Origin of the sequence: Vibrio lentus (assembly GCF_002875945.1) — a bacterium.
Taxonomy (GTDB): Bacteria; Pseudomonadota; Gammaproteobacteria; order Enterobacterales; family Vibrionaceae; genus Vibrio; species Vibrio apostichopi.
Map to the genome: position 1 here is coordinate 88563 of NZ_MCZK01000006.1, position 13288 is coordinate 101850.

15 protein-coding genes and 2 pseudogenes are annotated in these 13288 nt (G+C 43.0%); 11 read left to right on the plus strand and 6 right to left on the minus strand.

All coding sequences use genetic code 11. From position 1 onward, the window contains the following. Positions 1-221: 221 nt before the first annotated feature. From BCT49_RS00725 to BCT49_RS00750, 6 genes are all read left to right on the plus strand, one after another. The gene (locus tag BCT49_RS00725) at positions 222-1484 is read left to right on the plus strand and encodes a metal-dependent hydrolase family protein (protein WP_102433760.1); all 1263 of its coding nucleotides are present in this window, start codon (positions 222-224) and stop codon (positions 1482-1484) included. Positions 1485-1802: 318 nt separating this feature from the next. Next, positions 1803-2738 (plus strand): permease, encoded by a 936-nt coding sequence (locus BCT49_RS00730; protein WP_198595798.1) that lies wholly within the window; start codon positions 1803-1805, stop codon positions 2736-2738. A 76-nt stretch (positions 2739-2814) separates the two neighbouring features. Further along, entirely contained in the window at positions 2815-3207 is a 393-nt protein-coding gene (locus BCT49_RS00735; protein ID WP_008221742.1) for an ArsR/SmtB family transcription factor, read from the plus strand. 116 nt (positions 3208-3323) lie between these two features. Beyond that, positions 3324-3782 carry a pentapeptide repeat-containing protein gene (locus BCT49_RS00740; protein WP_102433762.1) on the plus strand — a complete coding sequence of 153 codons (459 nt, stop codon included), beginning with the start codon at positions 3324-3326 and terminating at the stop codon, positions 3780-3782. Positions 3783-4038: 256 nt separating this feature from the next. Continuing rightward, complete coding sequence (locus BCT49_RS00745; RefSeq protein WP_102433763.1) at positions 4039-4605, plus strand: TetR/AcrR family transcriptional regulator; 567 nt, start codon at positions 4039-4041, stop codon at positions 4603-4605. Positions 4606-4705: 100 nt separating this feature from the next. Next, positions 4706-5212 (plus strand): GNAT family N-acetyltransferase, encoded by a 507-nt coding sequence (locus tag BCT49_RS00750; protein ID WP_102344704.1) that lies wholly within the window; start codon positions 4706-4708, stop codon positions 5210-5212. A gap of 64 nt (positions 5213-5276) precedes the next feature. Here the strand turns inward: BCT49_RS00750 and BCT49_RS00755 are convergent, their stop codons facing one another. Beyond that, positions 5277-6161 carry an SMP-30/gluconolactonase/LRE family protein gene (locus BCT49_RS00755; RefSeq protein ID WP_102433764.1) on the minus strand — a complete coding sequence of 295 codons (885 nt, stop codon included), beginning with the start codon at positions 6159-6161 and terminating at the stop codon, positions 5277-5279. A gap of 99 nt (positions 6162-6260) precedes the next feature. Between BCT49_RS00755 and BCT49_RS00760 the strand changes: the two genes are divergently transcribed. After that, entirely contained in the window at positions 6261-7157 is an 897-nt protein-coding gene (locus tag BCT49_RS00760) for a LysR family transcriptional regulator (RefSeq protein WP_102433765.1), read from the plus strand. Positions 7158-7500: 343 nt separating this feature from the next. Here BCT49_RS00760 and BCT49_RS00770 read toward each other — a convergent pair whose 3' ends face one another. The 3 genes from BCT49_RS00770 to BCT49_RS26035 form a co-directional block, all read right to left on the minus strand. Continuing rightward, positions 7501-7893: a Rid family detoxifying hydrolase gene (locus BCT49_RS00770; protein ID WP_102433766.1), complete on the minus strand. Its 393-nt coding sequence runs from the start codon at positions 7891-7893 to the stop codon at positions 7501-7503. Positions 7894-8087: 194 nt separating this feature from the next. Continuing rightward, the gene (locus BCT49_RS00775; RefSeq protein WP_102433767.1) at positions 8088-8297 is read right to left on the minus strand and encodes a hypothetical protein; all 210 of its coding nucleotides are present in this window, start codon (positions 8295-8297) and stop codon (positions 8088-8090) included. A 184-nt stretch (positions 8298-8481) separates the two neighbouring features. Then, the gene (locus tag BCT49_RS26035; protein WP_241908004.1) at positions 8482-8727 is read right to left on the minus strand and encodes a hypothetical protein; all 246 of its coding nucleotides are present in this window, start codon (positions 8725-8727) and stop codon (positions 8482-8484) included. A 168-nt stretch (positions 8728-8895) separates the two neighbouring features. Between BCT49_RS26035 and BCT49_RS00785 the strand changes: the two are divergent. Together BCT49_RS00785 and BCT49_RS25750 are read left to right on the plus strand one after the other, a co-directional pair. After that, positions 8896-9411: pseudogene (locus BCT49_RS00785) on the plus strand (IS6 family transposase). Between the two features lie 12 nt (positions 9412-9423). Beyond that, on the plus strand, positions 9424-9579 hold the full coding sequence (locus BCT49_RS25750; protein ID WP_198595799.1) for a hypothetical protein: 156 nt from the start codon (positions 9424-9426) through the stop codon (positions 9577-9579). Between the two features lie 435 nt (positions 9580-10014). Here the strand turns inward: BCT49_RS25750 and BCT49_RS00790 are convergent, their stop codons facing one another. Next, positions 10015-10863, minus strand: a complete 849-nt coding sequence (locus tag BCT49_RS00790; RefSeq protein WP_102433768.1) for an MBL fold metallo-hydrolase — start codon at positions 10861-10863, stop codon at positions 10015-10017. 197 nt (positions 10864-11060) lie between these two features. On the opposite strand from BCT49_RS00790, the gene BCT49_RS00795 reads away from it, so the two are divergent. Both BCT49_RS00795 and BCT49_RS00800 read left to right on the plus strand, forming a co-directional pair. Next, entirely contained in the window at positions 11061-11948 is an 888-nt protein-coding gene (locus tag BCT49_RS00795; RefSeq protein WP_241908005.1) for a LysR family transcriptional regulator, read from the plus strand. Continuing rightward, a complete protein-coding gene (locus BCT49_RS00800; RefSeq protein WP_133151624.1) occupies positions 11945-12601 on the plus strand; it encodes an ankyrin repeat domain-containing protein in 657 nt (218 codons plus the stop codon). Before BCT49_RS00795 ends, BCT49_RS00800 begins: the two co-directional genes overlap by 4 nt. A 125-nt stretch (positions 12602-12726) precedes the next feature. Here BCT49_RS00800 and BCT49_RS00805 read toward each other — a convergent pair. Beyond that, a pseudogene (locus tag BCT49_RS00805) lies at positions 12727-13263 on the minus strand (IS6 family transposase). Positions 13264-13288 lie beyond the last annotated feature (25 nt).

A 13288-nucleotide genomic window follows, 5' to 3' on the forward strand; every position in this document is an offset into this window, starting at 1 on the left:
TGACACCACAACCATTCCATTCAAAATTGTTAGTTTTTATCGGCTGTTCATTTCTCACGTCAGTAATTAGCTTTCCTCTATAAAGCAATTTTTAAAAATATAGAAAAGCACCAAAAGATAAGTCTCGTCATTGCTTGTCACCAAATGGCCATTCTTCAAATGCTGCGCCCCATATGATGACCCCATCAGCGACACACACTCATTTCCAAAAGGTGGAGACTATGAAAAAGCTAATCACTAACGCGAACGTATTTAACGGTGTTGATAACAACCTAATCGAGAACGTATCACTTCTTATTGAAGACAACTTGATTACTCAAATTGGCGAGATTGATGCAACGTTAGCGGATGAAATCATTGATGCTCAAGGTGGCACGGTAATGCCAGGTTTGATTGATGCGCACGTTCATATCACGCTATCTGCGTCTTTTAATGTCATTGACACCATGACTCGTGAAGAAGTGGCGATTCGCTCAGCAAAGATTTCAGAAGAGATGCTGATGCGCGGCTTTACCACCATTCGTGATGTGGCGGGTAACACCCTCGGCCTTAAGAAAAGTATCGACAACGGCTACGCGACTGGCCCACGTATTCTTCCTTCGATGGCGGCGATATCTCAAACCTGTGGTCACTCCGATTACCGTCAAAACCAAGCGCAAGAACGATTAGCTAATGGACACGAAGACTCGCCAATGATGAAGCAAGGCGCAATGAAAGTGGCCGATGGCCGTTCAGAAGTATTGAAAGCAGTACGTGAGCAGCTGTTTATGGGTGCTTCACAAATCAAGATCATGGCTGGCGGCGGTGCATCATCAACCTTCGACCCGCTAGACACATTACAATTCACTTCTGACGAAATGGAAGCCGCAGTACAAGCCGCTTCAGACTACGGTACTTATGTTGCTGCGCACATCCACACCTCCGATGCGATGCGCCGAGCAGCAGAAGCAGGCGTGATGTCTTTCGAACACGCGACAATTATGGATGACGACATTGCCGAGATCATCAAAGAGAAAGGCATTTGGGTGATTCCGTCTTACTTTACCTCTTCATTGATTGCAGAACGCAAAATTCCGCTGCCGAACGAAGAGACATACCGCAAGACAGAGCGTGTAGGTAAAGCGATGTTTAAGTCGGCAGAACTGATTAAGAAATACGACATCCAAAACATCGCCTTTGGTACCGACTGTGTTGGCGAAACCTACGTCCATGCCACTCAACTGAATGAGCTTGGTGCGATTGAGCAAGTGTTCGATACCATCACGGCACTTCGCATGGCGACATCAAACTGCGGACGCTTGTTCGAAATGTCGACTTACCAACACCCTTACCAAGAAGGCAAGCTAGGTCAGATTGTTGAAGGTGCGTATGCCGACCTATTGATTATCGACGGTAACCCACTGGAAGGCGTAGCGTGTGTGGCAAATACAGAGACACAAAAGCTGATCATGAAAGACGGCAAGGTGTATAAAAACACCCTTTAGTTAAGAGCCTAAAAATTAAAATAAACAACCTAAAGATCAGAACAAACAACGGTGTTATGGCGGATTCGTCATAACACCGTTTTTATTTCAGCCTCTAATCCTCTTCCCTTAAACACCCTCCCCCCACTTCTCACAAAAACCTAATCCACTGATTATTAAAATTAAATCCATTCAAAACGCAGCCATCCCGAAAGAAAACCACAGGCCACAAGCACGCTTATCCTTGTCTATTTTCAACCAATCCAAATATACACACTTGCACGATTGTGCATGTATGTATATGATCAAGCCTCTTTTCACTTGCTAGAGATTCCAATTGTGGATGCTAAATTAGTTATTGCGTTAAATGAGTTCTTTTATGTGGCCAAAGGTCTGGTCGTTATCATCGCTATTGTGTCGGTTCTGACTGGCATCATGCGGGAGTATATCCCTCAAGATAAACTCCAAGCGACGCTGACCAAGCACGATAAATGGGGAACCTTGTTAGGCGCATTGTTCGGAATGTTGACCCCATTTTGTAGCGCAGCCGTGGTTCCGGTGACCATGGCAATGGCGTCGATGGGTGCATCATTAGGTACTGTGATGAGCTTCATCATCTCCGCGCCACTGTGTAACTTCATCGTATTGGCGATGGTGTACGCCGCGTTCGGATTGAAGATCACCGTGGTCTACTTCTTGGTAACCTTTACCGCAGCTGTTCTTGGTGGTTACTTGATATCCAAATCACCTTGGAGAAACGAGATCAAACGTGGTGCTGAGCTTGAAGACACCAAAGGCAAAGGCTGCTCCGGTTCGAGCAATAACAAAAACACAGGCAACACTTGTGGCGCGGCTCCTTCTTCAGCATCAAGAATGCGTAATGCAATGGGCGGAGCTTGGGCTTTATTCAAGCGAATCATCCCGTATGTACTATTGGGTGCGGCGATCAGTGGATTCTCGGCGGCTTACTTGCCTGCAGACTTGGTAGAGAAATACGTGGGCGGTGACAGCTTCCAATCTATCGTGATCGCTTCATTGATTGGTATCCCGCTTTACCTGCGTATCGAGATGGCAATTCCGCTGCTTAACGTGTTAATTGCCAAAGGAATGGGCTTAGGCGCGGCATTGGCACTAATTATTGGTGGTACAGGTGCCAGTTTGCCTGAAATCGCGCTAGTATCTGCAGTTCTAAAAAGAAAAGCCGTAATCGCGTTTGTAGGAATCGTCTTAACGACAGCCATCATTGGTGGCGCTATCTTCCAATACGTTGTGTAAAATCGGTTACTCAGAACAAAATAAAACTTCGCGCCGCTCATAAAGAGTGGCGCTACTCAGTTGGAAGGGTAAAACCATGATGGATGAAAAATACATTGATTCGCTAAAAGCCTTATCAGAGCCTAATCGACTGCGATTGTTCTGGTTGTTCCTGCATGTGGATGAATGCATGGCAGTGGCTGAAGCAATGGACATCATTGGTGAAACTCAATACAACGTGTCTCGTAATCTAAAAATGCTCTACAAAGCTGGCCTGCTCAACCATGAGAAGAAAGGCAAGTGGGTGTTCTACACCTTAAAAGAGCAAACCGCTCCGCACTGCAAAGCCTTGGTCGATTCAGTAAGACACTTGCCTGAAGACGATTTCAAAGAAGTGGTTAAACGATGCCTGATTCGTTTATCAATGCGAGTGGATGGCGAATGTGTTGTCGGCCCAGACAGCGAGATATGGCACAGCAAGATTAGCTAGCTCTCGATAGAAAGAAGCTCAATAGATAGAAGCACGATAACAAAAGACGAGACAGCGAGAGACGAAACAAAGGGATACCCAATATCAGTATCTCTTTTGAAAATGGTGGTGTAATTATGAATACCTACACTCAGCAAGAGCTTGATTCTATTCTTGAACAACACAAACTGTGGCTAGAAAACCAAGGCGGCGAACGAGCGCAATTACGTAATGCCGACCTAAGCCACTTAGTACTTCAAAACCTAGACCTGCGTTGTGCCAGCCTAATCCGAGCCAACTTTAGTGGCGCCGATTTATCAGGCACAAACATGAATGAGACTGACATCACCTACGCCAATTTCAGCCACGCGAACCTGAACAACGCGACGTTTCGCGATGCCGACTTACGAAACGCAGACATGAGCCACGCACAAATGCTCAACGTTGATCTGTATCGTGCGGATCTATTCCGTACCGATTTCAGTCACGCCAATCTCGATGATGATGCCCTCAACTGTGTCGACCCAAGCAAAACCATAATAAAACTGCGTAACCCGAACCAAGAATGTTTTGCCGCCTCGTTAGGCAAACAATAAACCAACTAACTCCGTTCTATAGCTAAAGAGCCTCCCCGTTCTTTAGCTTGCTGCTCTTCCTAAACTTCCGTTCCTGATAAATCTCGAATCCAAACAAAATGCAGTTCGACGTCACTCTCACTTAAGAAAAACCAGCCAAACATCGATCCTAAAAAACGATCTTTAAAGATCTTGCGCCCCCCTTCGTTGTTGTATATTATCCGCACCATGAATTACAGACCGGATAGTCGGTTTGTAAATTAATTGAGTGATTCCCATGGACAAGAAGCAGCAAGCAATCCAAGCCGCGATTGAATTATTCGCGACACAAGGCTTTGAAAAAACGTCTATCTCACAAGTGTGTGAAACGGCGAAAGTATCGAAGGGCTTAGTTTTTCATCATTTCAAAAACAAAGATGACCTACTAAGACAAGTGTTTGTTCGCATGGCTGAAATCATTAGCGAAGTCGGTGAAAATGTTGACCAATCTAGTGAAGGAATGTCGGTAAAAGAGAGATTTGTGAATCTTATCGAGCACATCTTCTTGTCAATGGCCGACCCACAACAAAAACGGTTTTATCAACTTGATTACCAATTGAAATGCCAGCCCTCAACAAGGCTGATATTGAAGGATCTGTTGGATGAACGATACCAGCAGATGATGACCTCTTTCGAAGTCATTTTATGTGACATCTCAAATGCCAACAGCATTGTCGATGGCCACATGTTAATCGCCGATATCGATGGTATCGCACTCAATTACTTGTTCTCGGATGGTGATTACCCGTTAGAACAAATTAAAGAACGCTTCATAGCTAAGTACTTACTGCTACTGGATTTATAAGTACCTCGCTTAAAAGCTCAATAAAACGTTGTTGGCTATCTAAAGTAATTAGATATCTGAAAACGCTGACAACCAATAATTTAAGTTAGGAATTTTTCAAATGAAAACCCCTTATGAAATTCAATACGAAGCTTTCGCCGCTGCAGGCGGGCTTTACGACGAACGCCATGCAAAACTGTACGCAGAATTTGCCGACGATCTTATTGCCGACGGCAGCTTTTCTATCGTGCATGAAGGCGTAGCACACGCATGCTATACCCCAATCACAATAGACGCAGCGCCACACCTGAAGTGTTATGTACTTGCACCTTTAGCGGTATTGCCAGAATACCAAGGCAAAGGCTACGCGACTCGATTAATGGAAGAAGCCGAGAAACAACTCGACGCTGACGTTATCTTCGTGATGGGCGAACCGTTCCACTACGGCAACCGTTACAACACGCCACACAACGTGCTTCCACCAGTAAGAACACTTGCACCTCTTGAGTGCTGGTTCGCTAAAGCACTTACTCCTGGCGCACTAGATGGCGTGGGAGAGTCTACCTCTAGCGTCACTGGCCCTTACGCAAGCGAGCTAATGTGGGGACACCCAAGCGAGCAGGTTTAAGGTAAAGCAGATACGAAAAATGGAACGCTCGGGCGTTCCATTTTTGTTTTCGCTTTGTAAGACGTTACTTAAGCTTAAACACCAACACTTTGTTGTATGCCGTCACCATTAGTAAGTCTTGCTGTTTTCCGCCAATTTCTAGATTACTAATATGGCCCGCATCGATAGCAACAAAGTCTATTTGCTTACCGTCTTTATCGAACACACCCACACCACCATGCGCTGCAACAAACAGGTTGTCATCAGCATCAACAGCAACACCATCAACCATAGGTTCTGAGCCAGATACCGCTTTCACTTGGGCAAACTGAGTCTTATTGCTGAGTGACTGGCCATCAACATCAAATCGGTATACCCAGCCATCAGACGTGTCGGCAACGTATAACGAAGATTCATCAGAAGAGAAAGCGATGCCGTTTGGTAGCTTGAACTCCCCCGTGATCAGCTTTAGATCGCCATCTAAGTAACGATAAACGCCGTTAACCGGTTGCTCGGGTTCTGCCTTTGTTGGGCCGTAACCTTGGATGCCAAACGGAGGATCAGTGAACCACACGCTGCCATCGCTGTTAACGGTTAAGTCGTTCGGACTATTAAGCAACTTGCCGTTATACGTTGCAGCGACAATCACTTTCTCTCCGTTGCCCTGACGGTACGACAGCTTTCTATCATGGCGAGCAGCCCAAAGATTGCCTTTAGCATCAATATCGAGACCATTGGCATAACCAGAGTTGTCATCAAAAACGCTTAACTTGCCTTCAAGATCGTAAGAATAGGTTGTGTTGTTTGGAATATCGCTAAACAAGAAACGTTGATGTTTCACATCCCATGTTGGGCCTTCAACAAACCCGAATGAGTCTCCAACCAGTGTTGGATTACCTTCTACAACAGAGGCTGCTGAAACATTCATAGAGGCTGCCATTGCAGCGGTAATAAGTAGTAATTTGTTCATTGTTCTTCTCCTTTCTGTTTACGTTTTGAATCTTAGTTTCTTGAAAGAGTAAGAAAAACAGTACAAAATGACTTCACTGTTTACTAAATGGTGTTAATGATGAATTTGATTTATATGCAGACCTTCTTGACTGTCGCCGAAGAGCAAAGCTTCACCAAGGCCGCTGAAGTATTGGATGTGTCAAAAGGTTTGGTGTCTCGGCATGTACAACGACTCGAAGAAACATTGAACTCTAAGCTGTTTCACAGAACGACTCGTTCTATCAGCCTCACAGAAGTGGGTGAAGAGTTGTATTCGAAAGCGAAGCAAATTCAACTATTAGCAACCGAAGCGGAAATGCGTGTCTTAGACATGACGCAGGAAGTGGCAGGCGATTTAAAAATTACCGCACCGATAGAGTTTGGGCGTGCGCTTTGTCGTCATATCATCCCTACTTTCAAGCAAGAGTATCCAAAAGTGGATTTGATTCTCGACTTTGGGCCGATGAAAAAGAAGATAGAGTCTGGCGACTTTGACATTGCTTTTAGAGCCTACGATGAACTGCCTAATGATGTGATTGCCAACGATCTCGGGCATATCCGCAATGTTCTCGTTTGCAGTGCGGATTACGCATCAACTTACCCACTCGCCACCACCAAAGACATCCATAAATGCAGCTTCATTCTTAACAGTCAAAATGAACGTTGGAATCAGCTGGAGTTGATCAATGGTGAGCAAACCTACCATGTTGAAGTAACCGGAAGCGTTAGTTCGAATACTTATAGTTCAATTTTAGAGTTAGCGATGCAAGGGATAGGTGTCGCCAGCTTGCCGTTCTATCAAGTTGAAGAGCAGCTCAAGCAAAGTGAGCTTATTCACGTGTTCCCAGAATGGTCGATAAAAGCCCAAAAGCTAAGTCTTATCTATGCTCAAAGAAGGGTAACACCGCAGAAGTTGGTCACTTTTAACCGAGCGGTAAAAGAGTGGTTGGAATCGAATAACGCTTATACGTTGTGAGTTTTAGAACGCTGAATCTTTCAATTGGAATGCATGTGCGTTCCATTCATATCAGGGTCAATCGCAGTGCTTTCAATAGCTGATAGGCTGCCATGTTTTAGTATCGAGATGATCATACATCACCTCTTAATCAGGTGGCCAAATTAACTATACCACTACACTCGAAAAATGTAATTCTTACTCATTTCGCGATACTTAGGTGATAAAAGCCATAAATATAATAGGTTGCATTGGATTTGTAAGATTTACACCATTAAACATAAGGAGAAAAAGTACGCACTAAGGTATGTCTAAATAATAACCCCAGCTCTAGGCTGGGGCTAAAAAACGAAACAAGTAACAGCTAAGGCGCGACAGCAACGGCCTCTATTTCAATCAGGGCATTGAGAGGAAGTTTCGATACTTCGATGCAGGTTCTCGCGGGAAAAAAATTGGCGCCGTTCTTAATAAAGAAATCGTTATAAATTTCATTTACCACGGAAAAGCTCATCATATCGGTAAGGTCGACGGTTGTTTTCACTACATCTGACATGTCAGCGTCTGCATGGAGCAAAATCGCTCTCATGTTCTCTAGACACTGCACGGTTTGCTTCTCCAGACTACTTTTGACCAAAAGTCCGGTATGAGGACTTAATGGTAATTGACCTGAAGTGAAAATTAGCCCACCAGTGATGACCCCTTGAGAATATGGTCCTATCGCTTTTGGGGCTGCTTGAGTATCAATGATTTTGCGCATGTTTTCCCAACCCTATTCGTTTTATATTTCTCAACCAAGCTATAGGATTAGCTGAAAAAACACTTATTATTTAATCATAATTAAAAATAAATTACTGATAGAAAAGAAAAATGTGTAATGAATTTGCTTCATTTGGTTTGGGGCTTTGAAGTGCGAAGCACGGACAAAGCCCACCATCTGGCTAACTAGCCCATTCACTCACTAAAACCCCCGCTCGAGCTTTCGGCTTGGAATCGTTCTACTTGTTCAATGAAATCACAAAAATCCTGCTTACTTTCAATGTGAGAGCCAGATTGCTGTAACACAACATTTAAAGCCTTCACCATTTGACCAACTGGTGGGTTAAGGGCAGCTAACCTTTCAAACAGTCGAACTAGTCGGGTATCTAATACAAATGCTTTCATTACTTAACCTCAAAACGTGTTTGAACCATCTCTTTATTCTGCGCTTTAGCTACACGTACTTTTTCAAACGCGCTCTGGTGGCCATTGGCCACTTGTTGTCGATTGAGTTGATATGTTTTCAACAGCTCTATTAGTTCTTTGCCTTGCGGGTTCGTTAAATACCAATGATTCGGCTCTGATTTCTTTAGAGATTCAGAATATTCCAGAATGCGAAAGCAATGATCAGCGAAGCCGATTTCAGTGCGATAGCCTCAAAGATTTCGAAATCGAACTCTTCATCTTTTTTTAGCCTTGAAGATTCAGAGCAGTGAATCAAAACTGACAGCGGCGCAATTTTCATTGTTGTAGAGCCTGACGGATGCAACGGGGATACGTTGCTCGCTTTTACGGGCTTAGTGCTGTGAGTGTGCAAAGAAAGGGAATGTGGCATGGTGTGCTTCCTTGGGTTATTAGGGTTTCATCGTCGTTTTCGCCTAACTTCCCAACTGACGGCACGGTTTTCACCGTCAAAAGCGCGTAGCGTTCATTTGGTTCTGTCGCAAAGTTTGAGCCTTTAAGTTAAAATTTGCTTAATTTCTATTCATGATACTGATTCTCAATGTTTAAAGGCTGCCACTTTCCCTCTGAAGTTATTCTCGAAACTATCCGCTATTACCTTGCATACAAACTCAGCTATCGTGAAATTGAATAGATACAATTAGAGCGAGGTGTCGTTGTAGATCATGCCACTATCAATCGTTGGGTTATCAAATTTGCCCCATTATTAGAGCATAGAGCGAGGCGAAGAAAGAAGCCGGTGTCTGACTCGTGGCGTATGGATGAAACCTACATCAAAGTTAAAGGTAGGTGGGTTTACTATTACCGAGCCGTCGATAAATTTGGAAATGTCATTGATTATTATATTAGTCCGAAGCGTGATGAGGCTGCTACTAAAGCCTTTCTGAATAAGGCTATTTCACAAAATGGCTTACCAAGTAAAGTAGTCATAGATGGAAGTAAGAGTAACTCCGCGGCCATCGATTCGATGAATGTTCAGCTCTGGTTGACGGGTTACTTTATGCTCTCAATAGTAGAGATATTAGACATTAAATATTTGAACAATATCGTTGAGTAGAGTCACCGTTGGGTGAAGCAGAAAGCGCATCAAGCGCTAGGTTGGAAATCAATGAAAGGAGCCTTGGCCAGTTTGCATGGGCGTGAAATGTGGACGATGTTGAAACAAGATCAGATAGATGTTGAAGGCCAGACGGCCTTTGAGCGATTCTACGCACTCGCAGTATAATTGTATCTGTAGGATGGGCCTGTCACGCCTCTAACTAGATTTGCGACAGAACCGATATCATTTTTGGTGAGCTTTCGTGTCCAGCGGCGAAACGCTGGTCGCTGAACATCGATTTAGAGAAAGTTGGGGTTGAGTTTCGTTGTGCTAATGCGTTGGTTCCACTCTTATCGATAACCACTTTTTCTGGTAAAGAAGGCGCGAGCCGCTTTCCATCACGGCGATCGCAGAGTGAAAAATCAACGATATGGCCGTGCTTATCAGTTGCAACAGCACTAATGCAGAGTTTATGACGCGCCTACGGATAGAGCATTGTAGGTAGAAGCTGCTGAGCTTCTGCCACAAAACATCCAAAAATATAGTTATCGTTCGATTCGATAGACTATCTAATGAGCTGAATTATTGTATTACAATCCGTCTCGATATTTGAGGTCCTTTCTACCCTGCATGTACCATCGAAAGAGCCATTCGTTGTATATGAGCTGGTAATTCTTCATACTGTTTCCAGCTTTTGTATTTAGGTAGTTCAATTTCTTGTTGCAACTCATAATAGGCATAATCATATAGTGAGCCTTTATGAGTCTTACGCTTGTCCTTCAGCTTTTGTAGAACATTATCGTAAATGTCATTGTATAAGCCTCGGTATTCATGCAAAGCCTTGACAGAGCTACCGTTAGAATGAGAATCGATTGCATGTTCTAAAGGCCATTCCGAAAGAGTATTCAATGCAGCCCAAACCCCCACGCCATTTAAAGTTGGTAAGTACTTCCCTTTGGTAATTTTGCCGTCCTGATATAAATCAGAGCTATAAACAACCTTTTCACCTGGGACATAAATAGCACTAGCTGAAAATCCATCGCTTGCACCTAGAGCGTGCAACTCTACATTTACGTTACCCAAATCTATACTAAGATACTCCTTATACATCACATCAATTTTATCAGGAGCCATTTCTAGAGGATCGTACTTGAGGACTTGGCTAGCTGATTCTTGTATATAGCTTTTTGCCCCTTTAAATACCTCACCTCCACCTATATGGTCAAAATGATCTTGGGAATAAGCGATATGCGTAACTGGCTTATTTGTTACTTTTGTTAACTCTTTTTTCAAAACTTCAGCTCGTTTACTATTTGCAGGATCTGTTATTAACACCCCACTATCACCGACTACAACAAGGCTCCCATAATGACCGTGATAGAAGTGATATGTATTTTCTGTCAACTGTGTTAGCGCATACGAAGGCAGACTAACAACCGTTAACGCTATCGCTGTCAATGCTATTTTCATTTGTGTTACCTCTTAATAGTGATTTAATTAACTCAATGGAGTTCATAATACGACTGATAATAAACAGAGCAAAATAACTAGAGTGGATAGCGATTATTTCTTATTGTTATACCCAAGGAGAGATAAGTTCATATAGAATCTACAGTTGCTAAGGTAGAGGACGTCATCGGATGAACTTAAGAAATATAGATTTGAATATGTTAGTCATACTAGAGGTACTACTCGAACAGCAACATGTATCTCGAGCAGCTACTGTGTTATGTATGAGTCAACCAGCAGTGAGTAAACATCTTAAAAAGCTTCGGGATCTATTTAGGGACCCATTGTTAGTCACAACCACTGAAGGCTATTCTCTCTCTGACAAAGCACTCATACTCCAAACTGAGTTGAAGCCATTATTGAGTGCACTAAGGGATATAGTGGAAAACGAAACTTTCGATGTACAAACAACGACAAGCACTATGAGCTTTTATGGGCTTGACACAGAGAGCTGTGCTTTTTTTGTAAGATATTTGCCTTTTCTTCAGAGGCAGGCTCCAAATATGCGATTTACTGTAACGAACAGACCTGCGGATCCATTTAAATTATTAGAAGCTGGTGAAGTACATTTTGTAATCTCTGGCTTACGCCCTACATACAGCTCACATCAGATATACCACATTAAGATCTGCAACACTCGATTTGTCGGTATTATGGGAAAACAACATCCTAAAGCAACAATACGAAACTTTACTCTTAACGACTATTTAAGCTGTAAGCACGCTGTTGTTGCAATTAGCGGGCTAGGATCCAGTGAAATTGATGATATTCTAGCTCAACAGAAGCTGAACCGTGATGTTGCCTTTAAGCTATCAAGTTTTTCCCTAGCGGCTTCGCTATGCGAGACAAATGATATTATTATGGCTGTTCCCGATATTGTCGCAACACAAATAGAGGAGCGATACAATATTAAGTTATTTGAGCTACCTTCTGAAGTGACGCCAACACCTTTCGATGTTCATCTCTATTGGCATCACAGGAACCATCAAAACGTTGTATGTCAGTGGGTTCGTCGTCAGATCATTAACAAGAGGGAAGAAGTTTGAATGTATTACGCTCGATGTTTGCGCTACCCATATTATGGATGTTTTACGCAAATGCTTTCGAGAGTCATAAATTAGACGCTATATTTGGTATCACTGAAGCAAAAGATATCAATTTACTAACTTCTCTTATAGACAAAGATAAGGTAAACCAGAGAGATGCATTGGGAGATACACCGCTTCTTGTGAGTGCCCGTGTTGGTGATATACGCACGATGTCGTTACTTTTAGAACAAGGTGCAGATATAAATGTTCTTGATGTTAAGAAAAGAGACATTCTAAACATTGCCATTTCTACCTCTAATATAAAAATGGCTAAATGGGCATTAGCTAATGGTATTGACCCAACATTACTTACGTCAGTATATCAAGGATCAGCACTGATTTACGGAAGCCATCAAGGTGCTGTAGAAATAGTAAGTTTACTAGTAACTGCTGGTGCACCGCTTAATCGGAAAAACAATATTGGATGGACAGCATTGCTTGAAGCGATTGTGTTAGGGGATGGCTCTAAGCCCTATCAAGATATTGTTAAAATTCTAGTAAATGCTGGAGCCGATATTTCCATCGCAGATAGTAACGGAATTACACCGTTACAACATGCTGAAAGCCGTGAACACTCAGAGATTGCCAGTATTCTACGAAGCGCCCTATGATCTTATTTGGTTCTGTCGCAAATCTAGTTGAGGTGTGACAGACCAACCCTACAGGTACAATTATACAGCGAGTGCGTAGAATCGAGCAAAGGTAGTCTGGCCTTCAATATCTATCTACTCTTGTTTCAACATCGTCCATGCAAACTGGTCAAGGCTCCTTTCATTGATTTCCAACCTAGCGCTTGATGCGCTTTCTGCTTCACCCAACGGTGACTCTACTCAACGATATTGTTCAAATATTTAATGTCTAATATCTCTACTATTGAGAGCATAAAGTAACCCGTCAACCAGAGCTGAACATTCATTGAATCAATGGCCGCGTAGTTACTCTTGCTTCCATCTATGACGACCTCTCTTGGTAAACCATTTTGTGCAATAGCCTTATTCAGAAAGGCTTTAGTAGCAGCCTCATCACGCTTCGAACTAATATAATAATCAATGACATTTCCAAATTTATCGACCGAACGATAGTAATAGACCCACTTACCTTTTTACTTTGATGTAGGTTTCATTCATTCGCCACGACCCAGATACGTGCTTCTTTATACGCCGCGCTCCAATTGTATCTCTTCAATTTCACGACAACTGAGTGTATAGACGAGATAATAACGTATGGTGTAGTGGCTCAGTGAATTTGGCCCAAAGGTTAGAGGTTTTGCAATACCCCAGGGGCTCTTCTCCGCTTAG

What these genes read in the sequence shown, in the direction of transcription:
- BCT49_RS00795 (WP_241908005.1), top strand. Translation starts at nt 11,061, where the DNA reads ATGTTAGTCATACTAGAGGTACTACTCGAACAGCAACATGTATCTCGA.
- BCT49_RS00725 (WP_102433760.1), top strand. Translation starts at nt 222, where the DNA reads ATGAAAAAGCTAATCACTAACGCGAACGTATTTAACGGTGTTGATAAC.
- BCT49_RS26035 (WP_241908004.1), bottom strand. Translation starts at nt 8,727, where the DNA reads ATGCCACATTCCCTTTCTTTGCACACTCACAGCACTAAGCCCGTAAAA.
- BCT49_RS00760 (WP_102433765.1), top strand. Translation starts at nt 6,261, where the DNA reads ATGAATTTGATTTATATGCAGACCTTCTTGACTGTCGCCGAAGAGCAA.
- BCT49_RS00755 (WP_102433764.1), bottom strand. Translation starts at nt 6,161, where the DNA reads ATGAACAAATTACTACTTATTACCGCTGCAATGGCAGCCTCTATGAAT.
- BCT49_RS00750 (WP_102344704.1), top strand. Translation starts at nt 4,706, where the DNA reads ATGAAAACCCCTTATGAAATTCAATACGAAGCTTTCGCCGCTGCAGGC.
- BCT49_RS00790 (WP_102433768.1), bottom strand. Translation starts at nt 10,863, where the DNA reads ATGAAAATAGCATTGACAGCGATAGCGTTAACGGTTGTTAGTCTGCCT.
- BCT49_RS00770 (WP_102433766.1), bottom strand. Translation starts at nt 7,893, where the DNA reads ATGCGCAAAATCATTGATACTCAAGCAGCCCCAAAAGCGATAGGACCA.
- BCT49_RS00745 (WP_102433763.1), top strand. Translation starts at nt 4,039, where the DNA reads ATGGACAAGAAGCAGCAAGCAATCCAAGCCGCGATTGAATTATTCGCG.
- BCT49_RS00740 (WP_102433762.1), top strand. Translation starts at nt 3,324, where the DNA reads ATGAATACCTACACTCAGCAAGAGCTTGATTCTATTCTTGAACAACAC.
- BCT49_RS00735 (WP_008221742.1), top strand. Translation starts at nt 2,815, where the DNA reads ATGATGGATGAAAAATACATTGATTCGCTAAAAGCCTTATCAGAGCCT.
- BCT49_RS00775 (WP_102433767.1), bottom strand. Translation starts at nt 8,297, where the DNA reads ATGAAAGCATTTGTATTAGATACCCGACTAGTTCGACTGTTTGAAAGG.